Raw genomic sequence first — 17,078 nt, forward strand, 5'->3', positions numbered from 1 at the left:
TCAGATGCACCCCTTGAGGTCGCCGGCCCCGACGCAGACCAGGAAGGGCCCGCACTGGTCGTCGTCATCGCACGGATCACCAAAGCTGCCGTCGTGGCACTCGTCGTCGTAGGGGCAATGGGGGGCCGAAGGACCGCAGTCCTCGTCGCCGGCGCAAGGATCGCCCTCGCTGCCGTCCTGGCAAACACCCGCAGGCCCACACAGCAGCGCGCCGGCACACTCGCCGTCTCCGGTGCACGGGTCGCCCTCGCTGCCGTCGTGGCAGATCATGTCGGGGGGGCAGAACGGCGCCCCGGCTCCACAGTCGGCCGCGCTCGCGCACGGATCGCCCTCGCTTCCGTCCTGGCACCCCCCCGCAGGCCCACACAGCAAGGGCGCCATGCACTGTCCATCGTCGGCGCACGGATCGTCGGCGCTGCCGTCGTGGCACGACCCGTCGGCCGTGCAGAACGGCGCCGCGGCGCCGCAGTCCCCGGTATCGGCGCAGGGCTCCCCCTCGTCGCCGTTCTGGCACACGCTGCCCGGACCGCAGAGGAGCGGCGCATCGCACTGGCCGTCGTCGTCACACGGGTCACCCTCGCTGCCATCGTGGCACTGGCCGTCGTGAGGACAGAACGGCGCGGTGGGCTTGCAATCTTCGGGACCGGTGCAGGGATCGTCCTCGCCCTTGTCGACGCACATGGGCGGCTGGCACACCCAGCCGGGTGCACAGTCGCCATCGACCATGCACTCGGCACCGGCGGTGTGCGAGTCGGCGGAGTCGGAATCGGAGCCATCGCCATCGCCGGTGACGGGGCCGACCGTCTCGTCGGGATCGAGCGTATCGGTCGAAGGTCCGTCGTCGGCCGAGCTCGCTCCATCACCCAGGTTCGCCGTGGTGATCCCCTTGCCGGTGGAATCGGGGCTGCACCCCACGAGCGCGAGCGCGGCGAGAACGATGATTCGCATGGGGCTGCGGATGCGCTCGAGCACGGCGGGGTTCCCCGAGTCGGTGATGATAGCGACATTTGCTGCTCGACACGGCAACGAAGACCACGCCGTCCGACGGGGTGTTGCGCGCTTCGATGCCGCGCTCGGATTCGGCCTTCTTCCATCACCTCGTCACGAGGCCTCGACCATCGGGCCACGAGACATCGACGGCTCACCTCCCGAGAGAGTCGGGTAAGAAAAACCTTGACACGAACATTGCTCTCGCCTATCCAAACGCCCATTGGGGATGCCGAAACGGCTCGGTGAGTGCCGTTGCATTCGATGGCGATCTGTTCCAGCCCGTTCGACTCGTGAACGTTGCCACGAGATCGACACCCGCCATGGACAGGCCAGCCCATGCCAGCGATCGCGCGACGCCTCACCCTCGAGTCCCTGCGCTGGAGCGCCCACCAGCTGGTGATGCGCTTTGGTCTGGGCGAGCTCTCGTTCTCCACCGTCTACTGGTATCCGGATGTCGATCTCCTGGATCTCGACCGCCGCTTCGGCCGGGACTTCATGGAGCGCGTGCACCTGCACTCGGCCCTGTTCGAGAGCAACAAGCTCGCGAGCCTCCGCCCGGAGATCCTCGATCTCGGACCCTACGCGCGGCATCACACCGCTGCGCTGGAGCGCCTGTGGTGTGAGGTGTTCCAGCGCATCTGGGCGCAGTGGCGCTACGAGAACGACCTGCCCGACGCGAGCCCACCGCAGTGGGCCACGCGCCCGGTCGCGAGCGGCCTCGGTGCCGTCCGCCGCGACCGCCATGCAGACGAGGTGCTGCTCTTTTGCGGCGGCGGCAAGGACAGCCTGGTCACGATGAAGCTCCTCGAGCGCGCGGGCATCCCGTTCGCCTCGTTCGGCTACGCGACCAACGCCTACGGCCTGGTGCGCCCGCAGCTCGGCCTCATCGACGCGCTCCTCGACCACGGGGTACCCCGTCGTCGTGAGCGGCAGATCGTCTTCGACGACTTCGTCGACGCCCCCGTGCTCTCGCTGTATGGCGAGTCGATCGGGGTACGCACGATCACGACGGCCGAGACCCCCAGCTCGGTGTTCGGCTCGCTCCCGATCCTGCTCGCCCGCGGCTATCCGCTCGCGGCCCTCGGCCACGAGGCCAGCGCCAACCGGGGCAACCTCGTGTGGGACCGCACCGGGGAGGAAGTCAACCACCAGTGGGGCAAGTCGGTGGAGGCGGAGCGCTTGCTCGACGAGTACGTCCGCAGCGAGCTCGTGGCGGACATCGGGGTCTTCAGCCTGCTCATGCCGATCCACGACGTGGTGATCTTCTCGCTCCTGCGTCGGGACGCGTCGGCCCTCCGTGCCACGCACTCGTGCAACGAGGACAAGCCCTGGTGCCGCCGCTGTCCCAAGTGCGCCTACGTGTGGCTCGGGTACCGGGCCCACCTCGAGCGAGCTCCCGTGGAAGCGATGTTCCCCGAGGATCTGCTCGAGGTGCACGAGAACCAACCCATCGTTCGCGATCTGCTCGGCCTGGGCAGCCACCTGCCCTTCGAGTGCGTCGGGCACGTCGAGGAGAGTCGCCTTGCGCTCGCGCTGTGCCGCGCCCGAGGCCTGCTGGGGCCCGGGGGCCTGACGCTCGCGGAGCGCCTGCCCCCGCTCGAGCTCTCGGCGATGCTCGAGCGCTATCTTCGGGTCGACGCGGAGCACTCGCGGCTGCCTGCGAGCATTGCGGCGGGCGTGCTCCCGCAGATGCGCGAGGCGGCGGAGGAGGCTCGCACGCGGATCCTGGCGCAGCTCGGGCGTGAGCGGACTCCATGACGATCTGGTCCCGCGTGGCAGCGCCGGCTATCATCGCGGCGCCGCTTCCATGATCCGGCTGATCGACGTGACTCGACGCTTTGGCGACCGCCTGGCCGTCGATCGCGTGTCGCTGGACGTCGCCGAGGGCGAGTCGCTGGTGCTGATCGGCGGGTCGGGCTCCGGGAAGACGACCACGTGCAAGATGATCAATCGGCTCGTCGAGCCGAGCGCGGGGCGGGTCCTGGTCGACGGACAGGACGTCGCGCACCAGTCGGGGCCGCGGCTGCGCCGAAGGATCGGCTATGTGTTCCAGCGCCTGGGGCTGTTCCCCCACATGACGGTCGCCGAGAACATCGGCGTCACGCCGCGCTTGCTCGGCTGGGACGCCGACCGCGTGCGCGTGCGGGTGCGCGAGCTGCTCGAGCTGGTCGAGCTCGATGCCGACGCGGTCGCCGAGCGCCGCCCCGACTCGCTCTCGGGCGGGCAGGCTCAGCGCGTCGCGGTCGCCCGGGCCCTCGCGGCCGCCCCGCCGGTGCTGCTGATGGACGAGCCGTTCGGCGCGCTCGATCCACTGACCCGCGAGCGCCTGCAGGGGTCCTTCGAGCGGATCCGCCGGGAGCTACGACTGACGGTCGTGTTCGTCACGCACGACATGATCGAAGCGATGCGGCTGGGCGATCGGATCGCAGTGATGAGCGATGGTCGGCTGGTGCAGGTCGGCACGGCCAGGCAGCTCTACGAGGCACCGGTGGACGCGACCGTGCGCGAGCTGTTTGCGGCGCCGCGTCGGCAGGCCAGGCTCATCGAGTCGCGGCTCGAGCGAGGCGCGCCGTGACCGAGCTGCTCGCGCGCCTGCCGGAGACGACCGCGGCGCACCTCGGGCTGTCGCTCGCCGCGCTGACGCTGGGGGTGGCGGTTGCCGTGCCGCTCGGGGTCATGGCCGCGCGCCAGCCTCGGCTCGCGGGTCCGCTGGTCGGCGTGGCGAGCGTGCTGCAGACGATCCCCGGCCTGGCGCTGCTCGCCTTCATGGTGCCCGTGCTCGCAGCCCTCGGCTTGACGAGCATCGGCGTGCTACCGGCGCTGCTCGGACTGTTCCTCTACAGCCTGCTGCCGGTGCTGCGCAACACGATCACGGGGCTGGCCGGAGTCGATCCGGCGGTCCGGGAGGCTGCATTGGGGGTCGGCATGACGCCGCGCGAGTCGCTGGTGCAGGCCGAGCTGCCGCTGGCGCTGCCGGTGATCCTCGCCGGGATCCGGATCTCGGCGACCTGGACCGTCGGCACCGCGACGCTCGCGACACCGGTGGGCGCGCCGAGCCTGGGCAGCTACATCTTCGGCGGGCTACAAACGCGCAACTACGCGGCCGTGCTGGTCGGCTGCGCCGCGTCCGCGGTGCTGGCACTGATGATCGACGGTCTACTCCGCGCGCTGGCGCTCGGGCTGGAGCGTCGGCGACGACGCGTGACGACGGCGAGCCTCGCCGGGCTCCTGGGACTCGGCGCGATCGGTGCGTCTCCGGCGGTGTGCACCCTCGGGACCCGCGACGAGGCGCCGATCGTGATCGGCGCCAAGACGTTCTCCGAGAGCCAGATCCTCGCCCAGGTGCTCGCCGGTCGGATCACGGAGCAGACGGGCGATGCGGTGCGAACGGTAGACTCACTCGGCTCGACGGTCGTGTTCGACGCGCTCGAGCACGGGCAGATCGACGCCTATGTCGACTACTCCGGCACCCTCTGGACGACCGTGCTCGGCCGGGGCGAGCCGCGACCGGGGCGCACGGAGCTGCTCGACGAGGTCGGGCGCGCCCTGGCGGAGGAACGCGGGGTGCACGTCGTCGCGGCCCTCGGCTTCGAGAACACCTGGGTGCTGGCGATGCCTCGTGCGCAGGCGGAGCGGCTGTCCGTGCGCCGGCTCGGCGACCTGGCTCCGCACGCGCCGCGGCTGCGGATGGGCGGGGACTACGAGATCTTTCAGAGGGCCGAGTGGGCGGCGCTCGTCACCGCGTACGACCTGCGCTTCGCCGAGCAGCGCACGCTCGACCCTTCGCTGATGTACGAAGCGGTCCGCTCCGGACAGGTCGATCTCGTGGCCGGCCTATCGACCGACGGGCGGCTCGCCGCGCTCGATCTGGTCGTCCTCGAAGACGACCGTGCCGTGATGCCTCCCTACGACGCCGTCATCCTGGCCAGCGAGCGTCTGCGACGCGAGCGACCGGACGTGATCGCGGCCATGCGCCGCCTCGCCGGTACCATCGACGACGCGACGATGCGCGAATTGAATCGCCGCGTCACGGAGGCCGGGGAGAGCCCTGCCGCCGCCGCCGCGTGGTTCCTCGGCCGTCCCCTCCCCCCGTGAGCGCCTCGCGAGAACGGATGCCCATGTCGTCGTTCCGCGGGCCGAAACGGGTTGATCACACCAGCACGTCGATTCGGCCGATGATGGCGGCCATGCGCTCTGCCCTCCCCTCGCTCGTGGTCTGCTCGCTGCTGCTCGCGTGCAACGGCGAGCCCTCGTCGCTGCCGGCCGAGCCGGGCCCTGCGTCCGCCGCAGCCACCCCATCGACGCTGCGGCCCGACGGTCCGTCCGCGTCGCCTGACGCCAAGGTGCCCACGGATGCGAGCCCCGAGCCGGCGACGAAGCGCGATCCGGAGCCGCCTTCGCCCACCGAGACTCCCGCCGCTGCGGTCTCCCACCGCGCCGCAGTGCTGTTTCGCGAGGCCCCCGAGGATCGCCTCACCGTCTGGATGCTGCCCGAGCCCACTGCGGCCGATCCAGCCGCGGCGCGCGACCTGGGCGTGCTGGCCATCGACGGCGGCGGCGCGGTGGATCTGGGCACCGGGGCGCCCGTGCTCGCTCCCGATGGCCAGTGGCTCGCGTACCTCGACGACGGTCGGCTCGCGCTCGATCGCACCGATGGCACGCAGCGTCATCGGCTCACCAAGCACGAGGGGAACCGCGTCGAGGTGCTGATCGCCGGCTTCACCCCCGATGGCAGCGCGCTGTTGTTCCATCAGGGCGAGGTGCAGTCCGAGGAGGGCACGCCGCTCCCCGCCGGGATCACGCCGGGCTTCCAGCGCGTCTCGCTGACCGACATGAGCATCTCGCCGGTGGAGGGCCTGCCGGGGCTTCGGGCGTTCACCGCGAGCGGCGACGTGATCTTCACGCGTCGCAAGCCCGATCGCAGCACGGAGCTCTTGCGCTTCGAGATCGCCACCAAGGCCGAAGAGGTCCTCCAGCGCAGCGTCGATGCGTTCGCCTACGGGCAGCTCGTGATCCACGGCGATCGCCTCGCCTACGTGCTGCACGCCGACGGCGGTGATCCATCGGCGGAGAAGGGCAGCCAGGTGGTGGTCGAGGGTCTGCGCGGCGAGGGCCGCATCGAGGTCACGGGGCGTGGAGGCTTTGCGCAGTACCAGTGGCCCAAGTTCTCGCTCGACGGCACGCACGTGGCGTACGGCGATGACGAAGCGCTGAAGGTCGTGCCGATCGCGGGTGGGGCGACCAGGACGCTGGCCACGTGCGAGCGGCGGTGCCGGTATGCGTGGGATGGACCGAGCACCTTGCTCGTGCTCGATGGTGACTCGCTGTCACGCGTGGGGATGGATGGAGCGGCGGTGCCGCTGGCGACGGCGGTGGAAGGGTTCGCGGTGGCGGGGGAGGCGGAGTAGTGGAGGACACACCTCGGCACGACAGCGCACGACCCGCAGCAGCGCGCCGGACCATCCTCTGGCCCGAGGAGGCATTGATGTGGGGCCGGCCGAGCGCTATTCTCGGATTTCAGATGAAGGCACGAGTCAGGGCTGGACGCCTCGTTCTCGACGAACCCACCGAGTTGCCCGAGGGCACGGTGGTTGCGCTTCACGTAGTGGATGACGGCGACGAGCTCGACACCGCGGAGCGCGAGCGGCTCCACCATGCGCTTCGCGAGGCATGGGATGGCGTTCGCGCTGGACATGTGCTTCCGGCAAGCGCTCTGCTGAACGCCACCTCCCCAACTCGATCGTGAACGTCGAGATCCGCGTCTCGCTCCAGGCCGTAGAGCAAGCGAAGGCCGCCCAGGAATGGTGGGAAGCCAACCGTGGTGCTGCGCCCTCGCTCCTCCACGATGAGTTGGCTAGCGGTCTCCAGCTTCTCGCTCGCCTTCCAGAAATCGGGCCGCCGTATCCGAACGATCATGTGCCTGGCGTACGGAGGCTGTTATTGCGGAAGTGCCAGCATCACATCTACTACGTGTACGATTCGGAAGAACCCGGGCTCGTGGTCGTGCTGGTGATCTGGAGCACCCGCCGCGGACGAGGGCCGAGTCTGTAGCGAACGCCTTCGAAACGCCGACTCGGCGTTGACGCGAGCACCCACGTGGCGACGGACGGTAGTTCGAGTTCGACCCCACCGCGCCTCGCCTCCACCTCCCCACGCTTGCGCCCCCCGCACACCCTCCCCCGCCCGTATCATCCCCGTCCCCCTCCCATGGCCCGCCCGCTCCCCCACAACAAGGAAGCCGAGGCCGCCGTCCTCGCGGGCGTGCTGCTGCGCAACGAGGCGCTCAACGACGTCATCACGCTGATCGACGAGGAGGCGTTCTACGTCCCCGCGTACAAGTCCGTGTTCCGGGCGATGGTGAAGCTGGCCGATCGCGGGCAGCCGATCGATCCGGTCACGCTCGAGCACCAGCTGCGCGCCACCGACGAGCTGGGGCTGGTGGGCGGGCTCGAGGGCCTGGGCAAGCTGGCCGACCGCTATGCGAGCAGCCACCACGTGGCCCATCACGCCGAGCTGGTGCGGCAGACGGCGTCGATCCGCCGCCTGGTGCAGACGGCATCGGACATCGCCGACGAGGGGCGCGAGGGGGTCGAGGACGTCAACGAGTTCATCGACAACGCCGAGCGACGCCTGCTCGAGGTCAACCAGGCCGGCCGCATCGGCGGCTACCGCTCCGCCAAGGAGATCATCCACGGCGTCTTCGAGAACATCACCGAGCGCGCCAAGCTCAAGAACCCGATCACCGGGGTGCCCACCAGCTTCACCAAGCTCGACGAGATGACCGGCGGCATGCAGCCGGGCGATCTCATCATCTTGGCCGCGCGCCCCTCCATGGGCAAGACGGCGCTGGCGCTCAACCTGGCCCAGCACGCGTGCATCACCCAGACCAAGCACCAGAACCTGCCCGAAGACGAGCGGCCGCCTCGCTACCCCACCCTGGTGTTCAGCCTCGAGATGAGCGCAGGCCAGCTCATCGAGCGCATCCTGTGCAGCGAAGCTCGCGTGGACGCGAGCCGCCTTCGTGCCGGCCGCATGGTCGAGAACGAGTTCCGCGATCTCGTGCAGGCCGCCGATCGCCTGCACAAGGCACCGCTCTTCATCGACGACAGCGGCGCCCCCACCATCCTCGAGATCCGCGCCCGCGCCCGCCGCTTCCGCCAGGACCGTCAGCTGTTCCCGCCCAAGGACGACTCGGGCAAGCGCAAGGCGCTCGGCCTCATCGTGGTCGACTACCTGCAGCTCTGCCGCGGAGGCAAGGGCCGCTACGACTCCCGCGAGCAGGAGATCAGCGAGATCTCCCGCGGTCTCAAGGCGATCGCCAAGGAGCTCGAGCTCCCGGTGCTGGCGCTGTCGCAGCTGAACCGCGGGGTCGACAGCCGCTCCGATCACCGCCCGCAGCTCTCCGATCTCCGCGAGTCCGGCGCCATCGAGCAGGACGCGGACGTGATCATGTTCATCTACCGCGAGGCCCGCTACATCACCGACGAGCAGGAGCGGGCCAAGGTGGAACGCGACGCCGAGGTGATCATCGGCAAGCAGCGTAATGGTCCCACTGGTACCGTCCACCTCGTCTTCCGGGGCGAGCACACGCGGTTCGAGAACCCGGCCATCCAGGACTAGTGCGGGGCTGATTTCCCTCACATTATCAGCAGGTTGGCCGGCCAACCCGGCCATTCGGCCTTGGGCACGCGGTCCCGTAGCCGCGCAGGCCGCGTCCGTGTTAACGTGCGGGCCCATGCCCGAGGTGCCGGACGTCATCGGCAATTACGAGGTCGTCGGGCTCCTCGGCAAAGGGGCCATGGGCGAGGTGTATGAGGGCCGCGACCCCGGTCTCGGCCGCCGCGTGGCCCTCAAGATCCTCGGGGCGCGACATCGAGAGTCGCGCGAGTTCAAGGAGCGGTTCCTCCGCGAGGGTCGAGCCCTCGCGGCGATGAACCACCCCAACATCGTCCAGATCTATCAGATCGGCGACTATCAGGACCGGCCGTTCCTCGCGATGGAGTTCCTCGACGGTGAGGATCTTGGCCAGGCGATCAAGAAGCGGGGACCGATCAACCCCGGCGATGCCGCCGAGGTGATCCGTCAGGCGGCCATCGGCCTGGGCCAGGCGCAGCAGGCCGGCGTGGTCCACCATGACGTCAAGCCCTCGAACCTGGTGGTGACCACGCAGGGCGCGGTGAAGGTCACCGACTTCGGCCTGGCCAAGGCGCTGCAAGAGGACCTCTCGATCACCGCCACCGGTGTGTTCGTGGGCACGCCCGACTACCTCGCGCCCGAGCAGGCGATGGGCGAGGAGGTCGACGCCCGCGCCGACGTCTACGCGCTGGGCTGCTCGTTGTTCCACATGTGCAGCGGCCACCCGCCGTTCCGCAAGGGCGGCCAAGACGACCACTACACCGCCGTGGTGCGTCGTCACCTCAAGGCCGAGCGCCCGCAGCTCAAGATGGAGATCCAGGGCTTCGACGAGGAGCTGTCGGATCTGTGCCGGCGGATGATGAGCCGGCGCCCCGACGTGCGCCCCACCTTCAGCGAGCTGGTCGAGAAGCTCGGTGGAATCTCGCAGCGCCTGGGAGGCCGGGTGCCGCCGCGCCACCAGGACATCGAGCCGCTCCAGTCGTCATCCGCCTCCACCAACATCGATACTCCGGCGGCCGAGGACGACATCGCGCTCAACCCGGGCCGCAGCAGCCGGGCGGTGGCCATCGCGGTGGTCGCCGGCATCGTCATCGGCATCGGCGTGACGGTGGGCGTGGTCTTGATGGTGGGCTAGCCCGGGCGGTCCTTGGTGGAGACGACCGCCGATCAGATCGCCGCCGCCGCGCGAGCGCGAGGACCAGAGCTGGGCGAGCGGCTACGGCTCGAGGCCGATGTGATGGTGGATGCGCTGGGACAGCAGCTCCAGCTGGTCGCGTGGGATCGCGAGCAGCTCTTGGGCCAGGTCCAGGCGCGCATCGCCGAGCTCCATGGCCAGCGCCCCTCGGTGCGCGAGGGTCCGCCCGTGCGGGTGATCGAGCGTCGGCTCCAGCCGCTCGAGGCCATCGACGTGACGTGGGCATGGCTGCGCCGCGGCCGGAGGGTGCGACTGGAGCTGGAGCCCAACGCCTGCACCGCCGTGGCAGAGCTGCTGCGAGGCCTGGCCTATCGCTTGCCCCCGGGTGCACTCGAGATCCACGACGGGACGTCGAGCGGGCTGCCGACCGGCTACGCACCGGGCGGCGTGGACGCGCCCAAGGAGCGCGTGGCCGTGATCGATGGCGATGCCGATCGCGAGCTGGCGGCCTACGTGCTGGCGCGCACCGGCCTGCGGCGAAGCGGGGTCGATCCGCGTGGGGTCAAGCGAGCGTTCGTCGTTGGCGACCTCGACCTGCTCGAGCGGCACATGCGGCGGCTGTGGGTGGGCATTCGAGTCGGGCCGGCCGATGATCCCGAGTCGTTCATGGGGCCCGTACCCGCCTCGCTGCTCGAGCCCTACCGAGCCGCGCATGCGCAGTGGCAGGCGCACGCGGACGTGCGCACGTGGTGTCCCGGCGGCGTGCTCGAGCGAACCGGCGACCCGGCCAGCTACCTCGCCCCCGCGCTGTTCTGCACACGATGGCCCGTGCCCGAGCTACCGCTGGTGGGACCGATGGTGGTGGTGGTCGCGTGCGACGGCGTGCTGCGGCTGCAAGAGGTCGCGCGTCAGGCTCAGGGCACGAGCACGGGCAAGACCTCGACCACGCACTCGGGTCTGCACGCGCTCCCGTCGAACCCGACCGGAGCGGCGGTGGTGCAGATCGGCGGGCGGCCAGGGCGGATCCCGGGGCCGGTGCGACACGTGCGGGGAGCATTGCTGGTCGAGCGCCTTCCACCCGGGATGCCCGAGCCGCGACCGGTGTAGCACCCGACTCTCACATCCCCACCGCGTCGAACAGCACCATCATCAACGCGGCCATCCCGGCGCTGAGCGGCAGCGTGAGCACCCACGCCGTCACGATGTTGCCCGCCACGCCCCAGCGCACCGCCGACAGCCGCTTGACCGCGCCGACGCCCATGATGCTCGAGTTGATCACGTGGGTGGTCGACACGGGGATGCCCACGTGGCTCGCCGCCAGGATCGTCAGCGCCCCGCTGGTCTCCGCCGCAAAGCCCTGCAGCGGCGAGATCCGGATGATCTTGCTGCCCATCGTCTTGATGATGCGCTGACCACCCGCCATGGTCCCGAGCCCGATCGTGGTGGCGCAGGCCAGCACCACCCACGTGGGCACCCCGTCCGGCGTCGACGGCAGCATCCACGCCGGCATGTCGTGCCCCGCCGCCGCATGCGCGACGATCGCCAGCGTGATGATGCCCATCACCTTCTGCGCATCGTTGCTGCCGTGCGAGAACGCCATGCTCGCCGCCGACAGCAGCTGCAGCCGCCGCGAGGCCTTGTCGACCACGGCTGCCCGCCACGCCCGAACGATCCACACCAGCCCCAGCATCAGCGTGAACGCCAGCACGAACCCGATGGCCGGCGACGCCACGATCGGCACCAGCACCTTGCTCACCAGCGCCTCCCACTTGAACGCCGACACCCCCGCGTGGGCCACCACCGCTCCACAAAGCCCCCCGATGAGCGCATGTGACGAGCTCGACGGCAGGCCCCACCACCACGTCAGCAGGTTCCACACGATCGCCCCGAGCAGGGCCGCCAGCACCACCGGCTGCGTCACGTCGCCTGCATCGGCGAACCCCGACGCGATCGTCTTGGCCACGGCCGTACCCGCGATCCCGCCCGCGAAGTTGAGCAACCCCGCCAGCACCACCGCCGCGCGCACGGGCATCACCCCCGTCGACACCACCGTCGCGATCGCGTTGGCCGCGTCGTGGAACCCGTTGATGAAGTCGAACACCAGCGCCGTGACGATCACGGCGATGAGCAGGCTAACCATGCTTCACCGCCAGGTTCGCCAGCTGGTCGGCCACCTTCTCGCAGCGATCGACCGCGGCCTCGAGGTCCTCGAGCACCTCGCGCTCCCGCAGCAGCACCTGGGCAGGCAGCCCCTCCGAGTGGAACAACGCCGTGACCGCCTCGCGATGGATCCGATCGCCGTCCTTCTCGAGCTGCCGGATCTTGCGCGTGGCCGCCCGCAGCTCGACGAACGAGCGTCGCCGCAAGAGCGGCACCGCCTCCTTCAGCGTGTCGGTGATTGCGACCAGCAGCCGCATCAGCTCCACCATCGGCGTCGTCGGCCGCTCCACCCCCAGCATCGCGCACGCCCGCGCCGCATAGTTGGTCAGGTCGAGCACCTCGTCGAGCGCCGACGACAGCAGGTGGATGTCCTCGCGGTCGAGTGGTGTCACGAACGTGCGCGCCAGCGACTCCTCGAGCTCGTGCACCAGTGCATCGCCCTGATGCTCGAACTCCTGCACCTCCTCGCTCACCGATCCCACGTCGCGCTCGGGGTCCGCGAACGAAGCCAGGGCTACCGCCGCGTCGTGAGCCACCCCCGCCTGGCGCTCGAGCAGGTCGAAGAACCGATCGTCGCGAGGGAGCAGCCGATGGATGAAGTCCTGCAGGCCCATGACGAGCGGCCCACTATCACGAAACGATGGGCGCAATCACCTGTTGCTCGCCGATTGGCTTCGGCTTGGCGTTGGGCTCGTCATGCAGCCGTGGCGGCTGGCTCCGAGGCGCCGCGCCTCGAGCACGTTGGCGGCTCCCGCTCGAGCCACTGGCGTGAACGAAGCGTGGCGCGCCCATGCTACGGGGCAGCGGTGAGCTTCAGGCCCACGATCGACACGATCAGCAGCACGAGGAACGCGAGTCTCCGGGGAGGCATTGCCTCTCCGAAGAGAACGGTCCCGCCGATCGTTGCGCCAACCACGCCGATCGCGACCCACACCGCATAGGCCGTTCCGATCGGAAGCGTTCGTGTGGCGTGTGCGAGCAAGCCCATGCTCGCGACGATCGCCACCCCGGTGATGACGCTCGGGACGGGGCGCTCGAAGCCCTCGGTGTACTTGAGCCCGAGCGACCACACGACTTCGAGCACCCCGGCGACGAACAGAACGAACCATGCCATGGAAACACCTCCACGGCCCGTCGTGCTTGCCTGGTACGGGTCGTCCTCGTCAGGGCTCGAAATGAGCAGTTCGAATCCTGAGCTCGAGGTCCGCCGGAGTCAAATGCTCTTCGAGCGGCAACGTGCCCATCGAGGCGGGGTGATGCTACGACGCGGGCGCCAGCAGCGTGCGGCGGAATTCGGCGATGCGCTCGTCGTAGAGCCCGCGCGTGCGGGCCACCTGGGCTCGCAGCGCGCGAAGCGTCTCCACCGGCATGTCGCGGGTGCCCCGGGTGGCCAACCACGTGGGCAGGCTGCCGCCGGGATCGCTGTCGACCTGGTACTCCACCCGAGTGTGCGCGGCGTCCTCGGCCCACAGGTGATAGTGGCCCTCGAGGTAGGTCATGCGGACGACGCCGTCGGTGGGAGGACGGGCGGGGTGGGCCGTGGCGGAGAAGCGCACGATGACCTCGCGCTCGCCATCGACCAGCTCGATGCGGCTGTCGAGCACCACGTCGCGATCGGGCACGGGCCACGGCGTATCGGTGCGGTTGTAGACGATGCCCGTCGACTCCGACGTCTGCTCCACCAGGCTCGAGTCCGAGCACGAGAACACCCACTCGCGGTGGCGCTCGGCGTCGGTGACCACCGCGAGCACCTCGACGAGCGGGGCGTCCACTTGCCCGACTCCGCGAAAGATCGGCAGCGGGCTACGCTCGCTGGGTCGTGAAGTGACCACGACGCCCTCCTCGTCGGTCACGGGGGACCAGCCGGTCTCGGACGACGCCTGCGGCGAATCGGTCGAGGATGGGGACTCGGAAGCATCGACCGGGGAAGCGGCGGCGTCCGGCGTCGTCGAGGCACTGGGGCGGCAGCCCGCGAGCACCGAGACGATCCCCATCACCACGGGCAGTCGCACGAATTTCATGACCATGAGCGAGGATGCGAGCCGCGAGTCTAGCCGTCGTGTGCTCGGGCCACCACCGCCCGCCGATCCGACCGTTGCGCTCGCGGCACCGCGGTGTCCATGCCCGAACCCGAGGCTCCCGCTTCCCATCCCCACGCCGCGGGCCTACCTTCGAGGCCTCGGAGGCGGACCATGACCAGTGAAGGCCCCACCACGTTCTTCGGCGCCGACGCCCTCGCCGATGCCATCGCCTGGCTGCGCGACCAGGGAGCCGAGCGACCGCTGGTGATCAGCAGCCCGTCCCAGCGCTACGTCGACGAGGTGGAGGCTTGCCTCTCCGGCCTCACCGTGCGCCGCTTCGCGAAGGCCGAGGTCCACGTGCCGCGGACGACCGTGCTGGCCGCGATGGCGGCGTTCACCGAGCACCGAGCCGACGCGATCATCACCGTCGGCGGAGGCTCGGCCACGGGCCTGGGCAAGGCGCTGCGCCTGCAGGCCCCCGTGCCGTTCGTCGCGATCCCCACCACCTACGCGGGCTCGGAGATGACCCGCATCCATGGCATCACCGACGACGGTCACAAGCAGACCGGCCGCGACGATCGCGTGCGTCCCGACGTGGTGGCCTACGTGCCCCGAGTGCTCGACACGATGCCCGCCGACCTCACCGTGCAGAGCCTGCTGAACGCCATGGCGCACCCGGTGAGCGCGCTGTCGACCGGTACGCTCGACGAGGCCGAGCAACGCCGAGCCCTGCGGGTGATCACCCGTCTGTTTCGCGCCACGCTGAAGCTGGCCGATCACCCGCAGCACCGCACCGCCCGGCTCGAGGCCGCCCGAGGCATCGCGGAGGCGGCATCGATCCTCGACGAGCACGCGATGGGCTCGCACCATCGCGTGGCCCACGCTCTCGGGGGCCGCTTCGGGCTGCCCCATGCCGCGCTCCACGGCGTGCTGCTGCCGGCCACGCTCGCCGGCCTGCCGCCGCAGCTGCGCCGCGCGGTGCTCGACGCCATGCCCGAGGCCGATCCTCTGGCCTCGCTGTTCGATGCGCTCGTGGCCGTGGGCGCTCCCACCTCGATCGCGGCGCTGGGCGTGCCCCCCGATCGAGCCCGCGCCGCGCTCGAGCAGCTCGACGACGTCGCTTCGACTGCATGGGTCGAGCCCGCGCTGATCGGCCGGCGCCCCTCGGTGCACGTGCGCTGGCAGGCGTGGGATCACGGACCGCCACTGTCGGTGTTCGGCCGGCCAGAGACCGCGACCGACGTGGTGCTGGCGGTGCACGGCCGCGGCTCCACGGCCGACGCGATCGTTCAGCGTGCGCGCGAGCTGCTGGGCGACGCACCGGGCTTCGCCGTCGTCGCACCGCAATCGGACGGTCGTGCCTGGTACGAGGCCTTGTTTCGCACCGTACGCACCGACGAGCCGGCATCGCTCGAGCACGCGCTGCAGCGCCTGCGCGCCGCCCTGGCCTTCATCGAGCAGCATGCCCCTCGGGCTCGCGTCCACCTGATGGGCTTTTCGCAGGGCGCCTGTGTGGCGCTCGAGCTCACCGCCCAGGGCACCACCCCAGGCCAGGCACGGTTCGCCTCCGTGCTCGTCCTCGCTGGCACCCGCATTGGCCCCGATGCCGCGCCGCCCATTGCTCCTTCGCTGCGCGACGTGCCCGTGCTGCTGGCGATCGCCCGCAGCGACCGCTGGGCGACCATCGCCGAGGTCGAGGCCACCGCCGCCGCGCTCACCGAGGCCGGCGCCCGAGCGGAGCTGCTGCTCACTCCCGGCAACGTTCACGAGATCGGCGGACGCGCCCGCATTCGCGCTCGCGAGCTGCTGCTTGGGCGCTCGGCCCACGAGGGCAGCCATGGCTTGCACAACGCCCATGCCAGCGAGGCGCTCCCCGGAGCGCTGCCGCGCACCCAGAACAGCCCACGCCGCGCCCCCCATGGCCTCTACCCCGAGCAGATCTCCGGCACCGGCTTCGTGACGCCGCGCCGCCACAACCAGCGCACCTGGGTCTATCGCCTGCGCCCCTCGGCCGGACACCGGGCGTTCTCGCCGCTGCCCCATCCCACCTTCGACGAGGCCTTCGCCGACCACCCTCCCGAGGCCAACCTGGTGGGGCACGGGCCGCTGCCGTTCCCCGAGGTACCCACCGATTTCATCGACGGCATGCACACCTATGGCGGCCAGGGTCGAGCCGCGCTGCGCCGCGGCTGTGCGATCCACCTCTACGTGGCCAACCGCAGCATGGAGCACCGCGCCTTCTACGACGGCGACGGCGACCTGCTCGTGGTGCCCCAGCAAGGCGGTCTCACCCTGCGCACCGAGCTCGGCGTGCTCGACGTGCTCCCGGGACACATCGCGGTCATCCCCCGCGGCATCGTGTTCTCGGTGCTGCTGCACGACGAGCGCGCTCGTGGCTGGGTCGGCGAGGTGTTCGGTCGTCACTTCGAGCTGCCCGAGCGGGGAGTGGTGGGCGCCAACGGTCTCGCCGACGAGCGCCACTTTCGGGCGCCGAGCGCCTGGTTCGAGGATCGGCCCGACCCGGGCTTTCGGCTCACCGCCAAGCTCGGCGGAGCGCTGCACGAGACCACCCGGTCGCGCAGCCCGTTCGACGTGGTCGCCTGGCACGGCAACTACACCCCCTACGCCTACGATCTGTCGCTGTTCTCGCCCGTCTCCAACACCGCCTTCGATCACATCGATCCGTCGGCCTACCTGGTGCTGACCTCGCCGCTCGACGAATCCGGGGCCGATGCGCTCGACCTGGTGGTGTTCCCGGCCCGCTGGGACGTCACCGAGCACACCTTTCGCCCGCCGTTCTTCCATCGCAATGCGATCACCGAATTCAACGGCATCGTGCGCGAGGCGGTGGGTCCGGGGAGCCCGTTCGAGCCGGGGCAGTCGTTCCTCACGCCCTCGATGACCGCCCACGGCGTGCTCGACCGCGCGGTGGAGCGGGCGATCGACCAGACCGACGAGCAAGCCGATCGAGCCACGCGCACGACCGGTCACTCGCTGTGGTTCCAATTCGAGAGCGCGCTCCCGCTGTCGCTCAGCCCCTGGGCCCAGACCTGTGCACAGCGCGTGCACGACTGGCCCGACGTATGGGGACGATATCGCGGCTACTACCGGCCACCCGAGGGATGACCTTCCCTTCG

At 70.3% G+C, this 17,078-nt stretch carries 14 protein-coding genes; 9 read left to right on the forward strand and 5 right to left on the reverse strand.

Annotation, left to right across the window (positions count from 1 at the left end; all coding sequences use genetic code 11):
• Entirely contained in the window at positions 1 to 948 is a 948-nt protein-coding gene (locus OEB96_RS07225; RefSeq protein WP_266214722.1) for a hypothetical protein, read from the reverse strand.
• Positions 949 to 1,326: 378 nt separating this feature from the next.
• Between OEB96_RS07225 and OEB96_RS07230 the strand changes: the two genes are divergently transcribed.
• From OEB96_RS07230 to OEB96_RS07265, 8 genes are all read left to right on the forward strand, one after another.
• Complete coding sequence (locus tag OEB96_RS07230; RefSeq protein ID WP_266214723.1) at positions 1,327 to 2,748, forward strand: hypothetical protein; 1,422 nt, start codon at positions 1,327 to 1,329, stop codon at positions 2,746 to 2,748.
• 49 nt (positions 2,749 to 2,797) lie between these two features.
• Positions 2,798 to 3,565, forward strand: coding sequence for an ATP-binding cassette domain-containing protein (locus tag OEB96_RS07235; RefSeq protein WP_266214724.1), 768 nt, complete (start codon positions 2,798 to 2,800; stop codon positions 3,563 to 3,565).
• Positions 3,562 to 5,085 carry an ABC transporter permease/substrate-binding protein gene (locus OEB96_RS07240; RefSeq protein WP_266214725.1) on the forward strand — a complete coding sequence of 508 codons (1,524 nt, stop codon included), beginning with the start codon at positions 3,562 to 3,564 and terminating at the stop codon, positions 5,083 to 5,085. The genes OEB96_RS07235 and OEB96_RS07240 overlap by 4 nt, the downstream gene beginning before the upstream one ends.
• Positions 5,086 to 5,177: 92 nt before the next feature.
• Positions 5,178 to 6,398 (forward strand): TolB-like translocation protein, encoded by a 1,221-nt coding sequence (locus OEB96_RS07245; RefSeq protein WP_266214726.1) that lies wholly within the window; start codon positions 5,178 to 5,180, stop codon positions 6,396 to 6,398.
• 334 nt (positions 6,399 to 6,732) lie between these two features.
• The gene (locus OEB96_RS07250; protein WP_266214727.1) at positions 6,733 to 7,041 is read left to right on the forward strand and encodes a type II toxin-antitoxin system RelE/ParE family toxin; all 309 of its coding nucleotides are present in this window, start codon (positions 6,733 to 6,735) and stop codon (positions 7,039 to 7,041) included.
• Positions 7,042 to 7,197: 156 nt separating this feature from the next.
• Entirely contained in the window at positions 7,198 to 8,610 is a 1,413-nt protein-coding gene (gene dnaB / locus OEB96_RS07255) for a replicative DNA helicase (protein ID WP_266214728.1), read from the forward strand.
• A 115-nt stretch (positions 8,611 to 8,725) separates the two neighbouring features.
• The gene (locus tag OEB96_RS07260; RefSeq protein WP_266214729.1) at positions 8,726 to 9,760 is read left to right on the forward strand and encodes a serine/threonine-protein kinase; all 1,035 of its coding nucleotides are present in this window, start codon (positions 8,726 to 8,728) and stop codon (positions 9,758 to 9,760) included.
• Between the two features lie 15 nt (positions 9,761 to 9,775).
• Positions 9,776 to 10,867: a hypothetical protein gene (locus tag OEB96_RS07265; protein ID WP_266214730.1), complete on the forward strand. Its 1,092-nt coding sequence runs from the start codon at positions 9,776 to 9,778 to the stop codon at positions 10,865 to 10,867.
• 10 nt (positions 10,868 to 10,877) lie between these two features.
• Here the strand turns inward: OEB96_RS07265 and OEB96_RS07270 are convergent, their stop codons facing one another.
• The 4 genes from OEB96_RS07270 to OEB96_RS07285 all read right to left on the reverse strand — a co-directional run bounded on the left by OEB96_RS07270 (position 10,878) and on the right by OEB96_RS07285 (position 13,941).
• Complete coding sequence (locus OEB96_RS07270; protein WP_266214731.1) at positions 10,878 to 11,900, reverse strand: inorganic phosphate transporter; 1,023 nt, start codon at positions 11,898 to 11,900, stop codon at positions 10,878 to 10,880.
• The gene (locus tag OEB96_RS07275) at positions 11,893 to 12,534 is read right to left on the reverse strand and encodes a DUF47 domain-containing protein (RefSeq protein WP_266214732.1); all 642 of its coding nucleotides are present in this window, start codon (positions 12,532 to 12,534) and stop codon (positions 11,893 to 11,895) included. The genes OEB96_RS07270 and OEB96_RS07275 overlap by 8 nt, the downstream gene beginning before the upstream one ends.
• Before the next feature lie 179 nt (positions 12,535 to 12,713).
• A complete protein-coding gene (gene sugE / locus OEB96_RS07280) occupies positions 12,714 to 13,034 on the reverse strand; it encodes a quaternary ammonium compound efflux SMR transporter SugE (protein ID WP_266214733.1) in 321 nt (106 codons plus the stop codon).
• A 145-nt stretch (positions 13,035 to 13,179) separates the two neighbouring features.
• Positions 13,180 to 13,941: an START domain-containing protein gene (locus OEB96_RS07285; protein ID WP_266214734.1), complete on the reverse strand. Its 762-nt coding sequence runs from the start codon at positions 13,939 to 13,941 to the stop codon at positions 13,180 to 13,182.
• A gap of 171 nt (positions 13,942 to 14,112) precedes the next feature.
• On the opposite strand from OEB96_RS07285, the gene OEB96_RS07290 reads away from it, so the two are divergent.
• A complete protein-coding gene (locus OEB96_RS07290) occupies positions 14,113 to 17,067 on the forward strand; it encodes an iron-containing alcohol dehydrogenase (RefSeq protein ID WP_266214735.1) in 2,955 nt (984 codons plus the stop codon).
• Positions 17,068 to 17,078 lie beyond the last annotated feature (11 nt).

The organism is Paraliomyxa miuraensis, from assembly GCF_026337845.1.
Lineage (GTDB): Bacteria > Myxococcota_A > Polyangia > Nannocystales > Nannocystaceae > Paraliomyxa > Paraliomyxa miuraensis.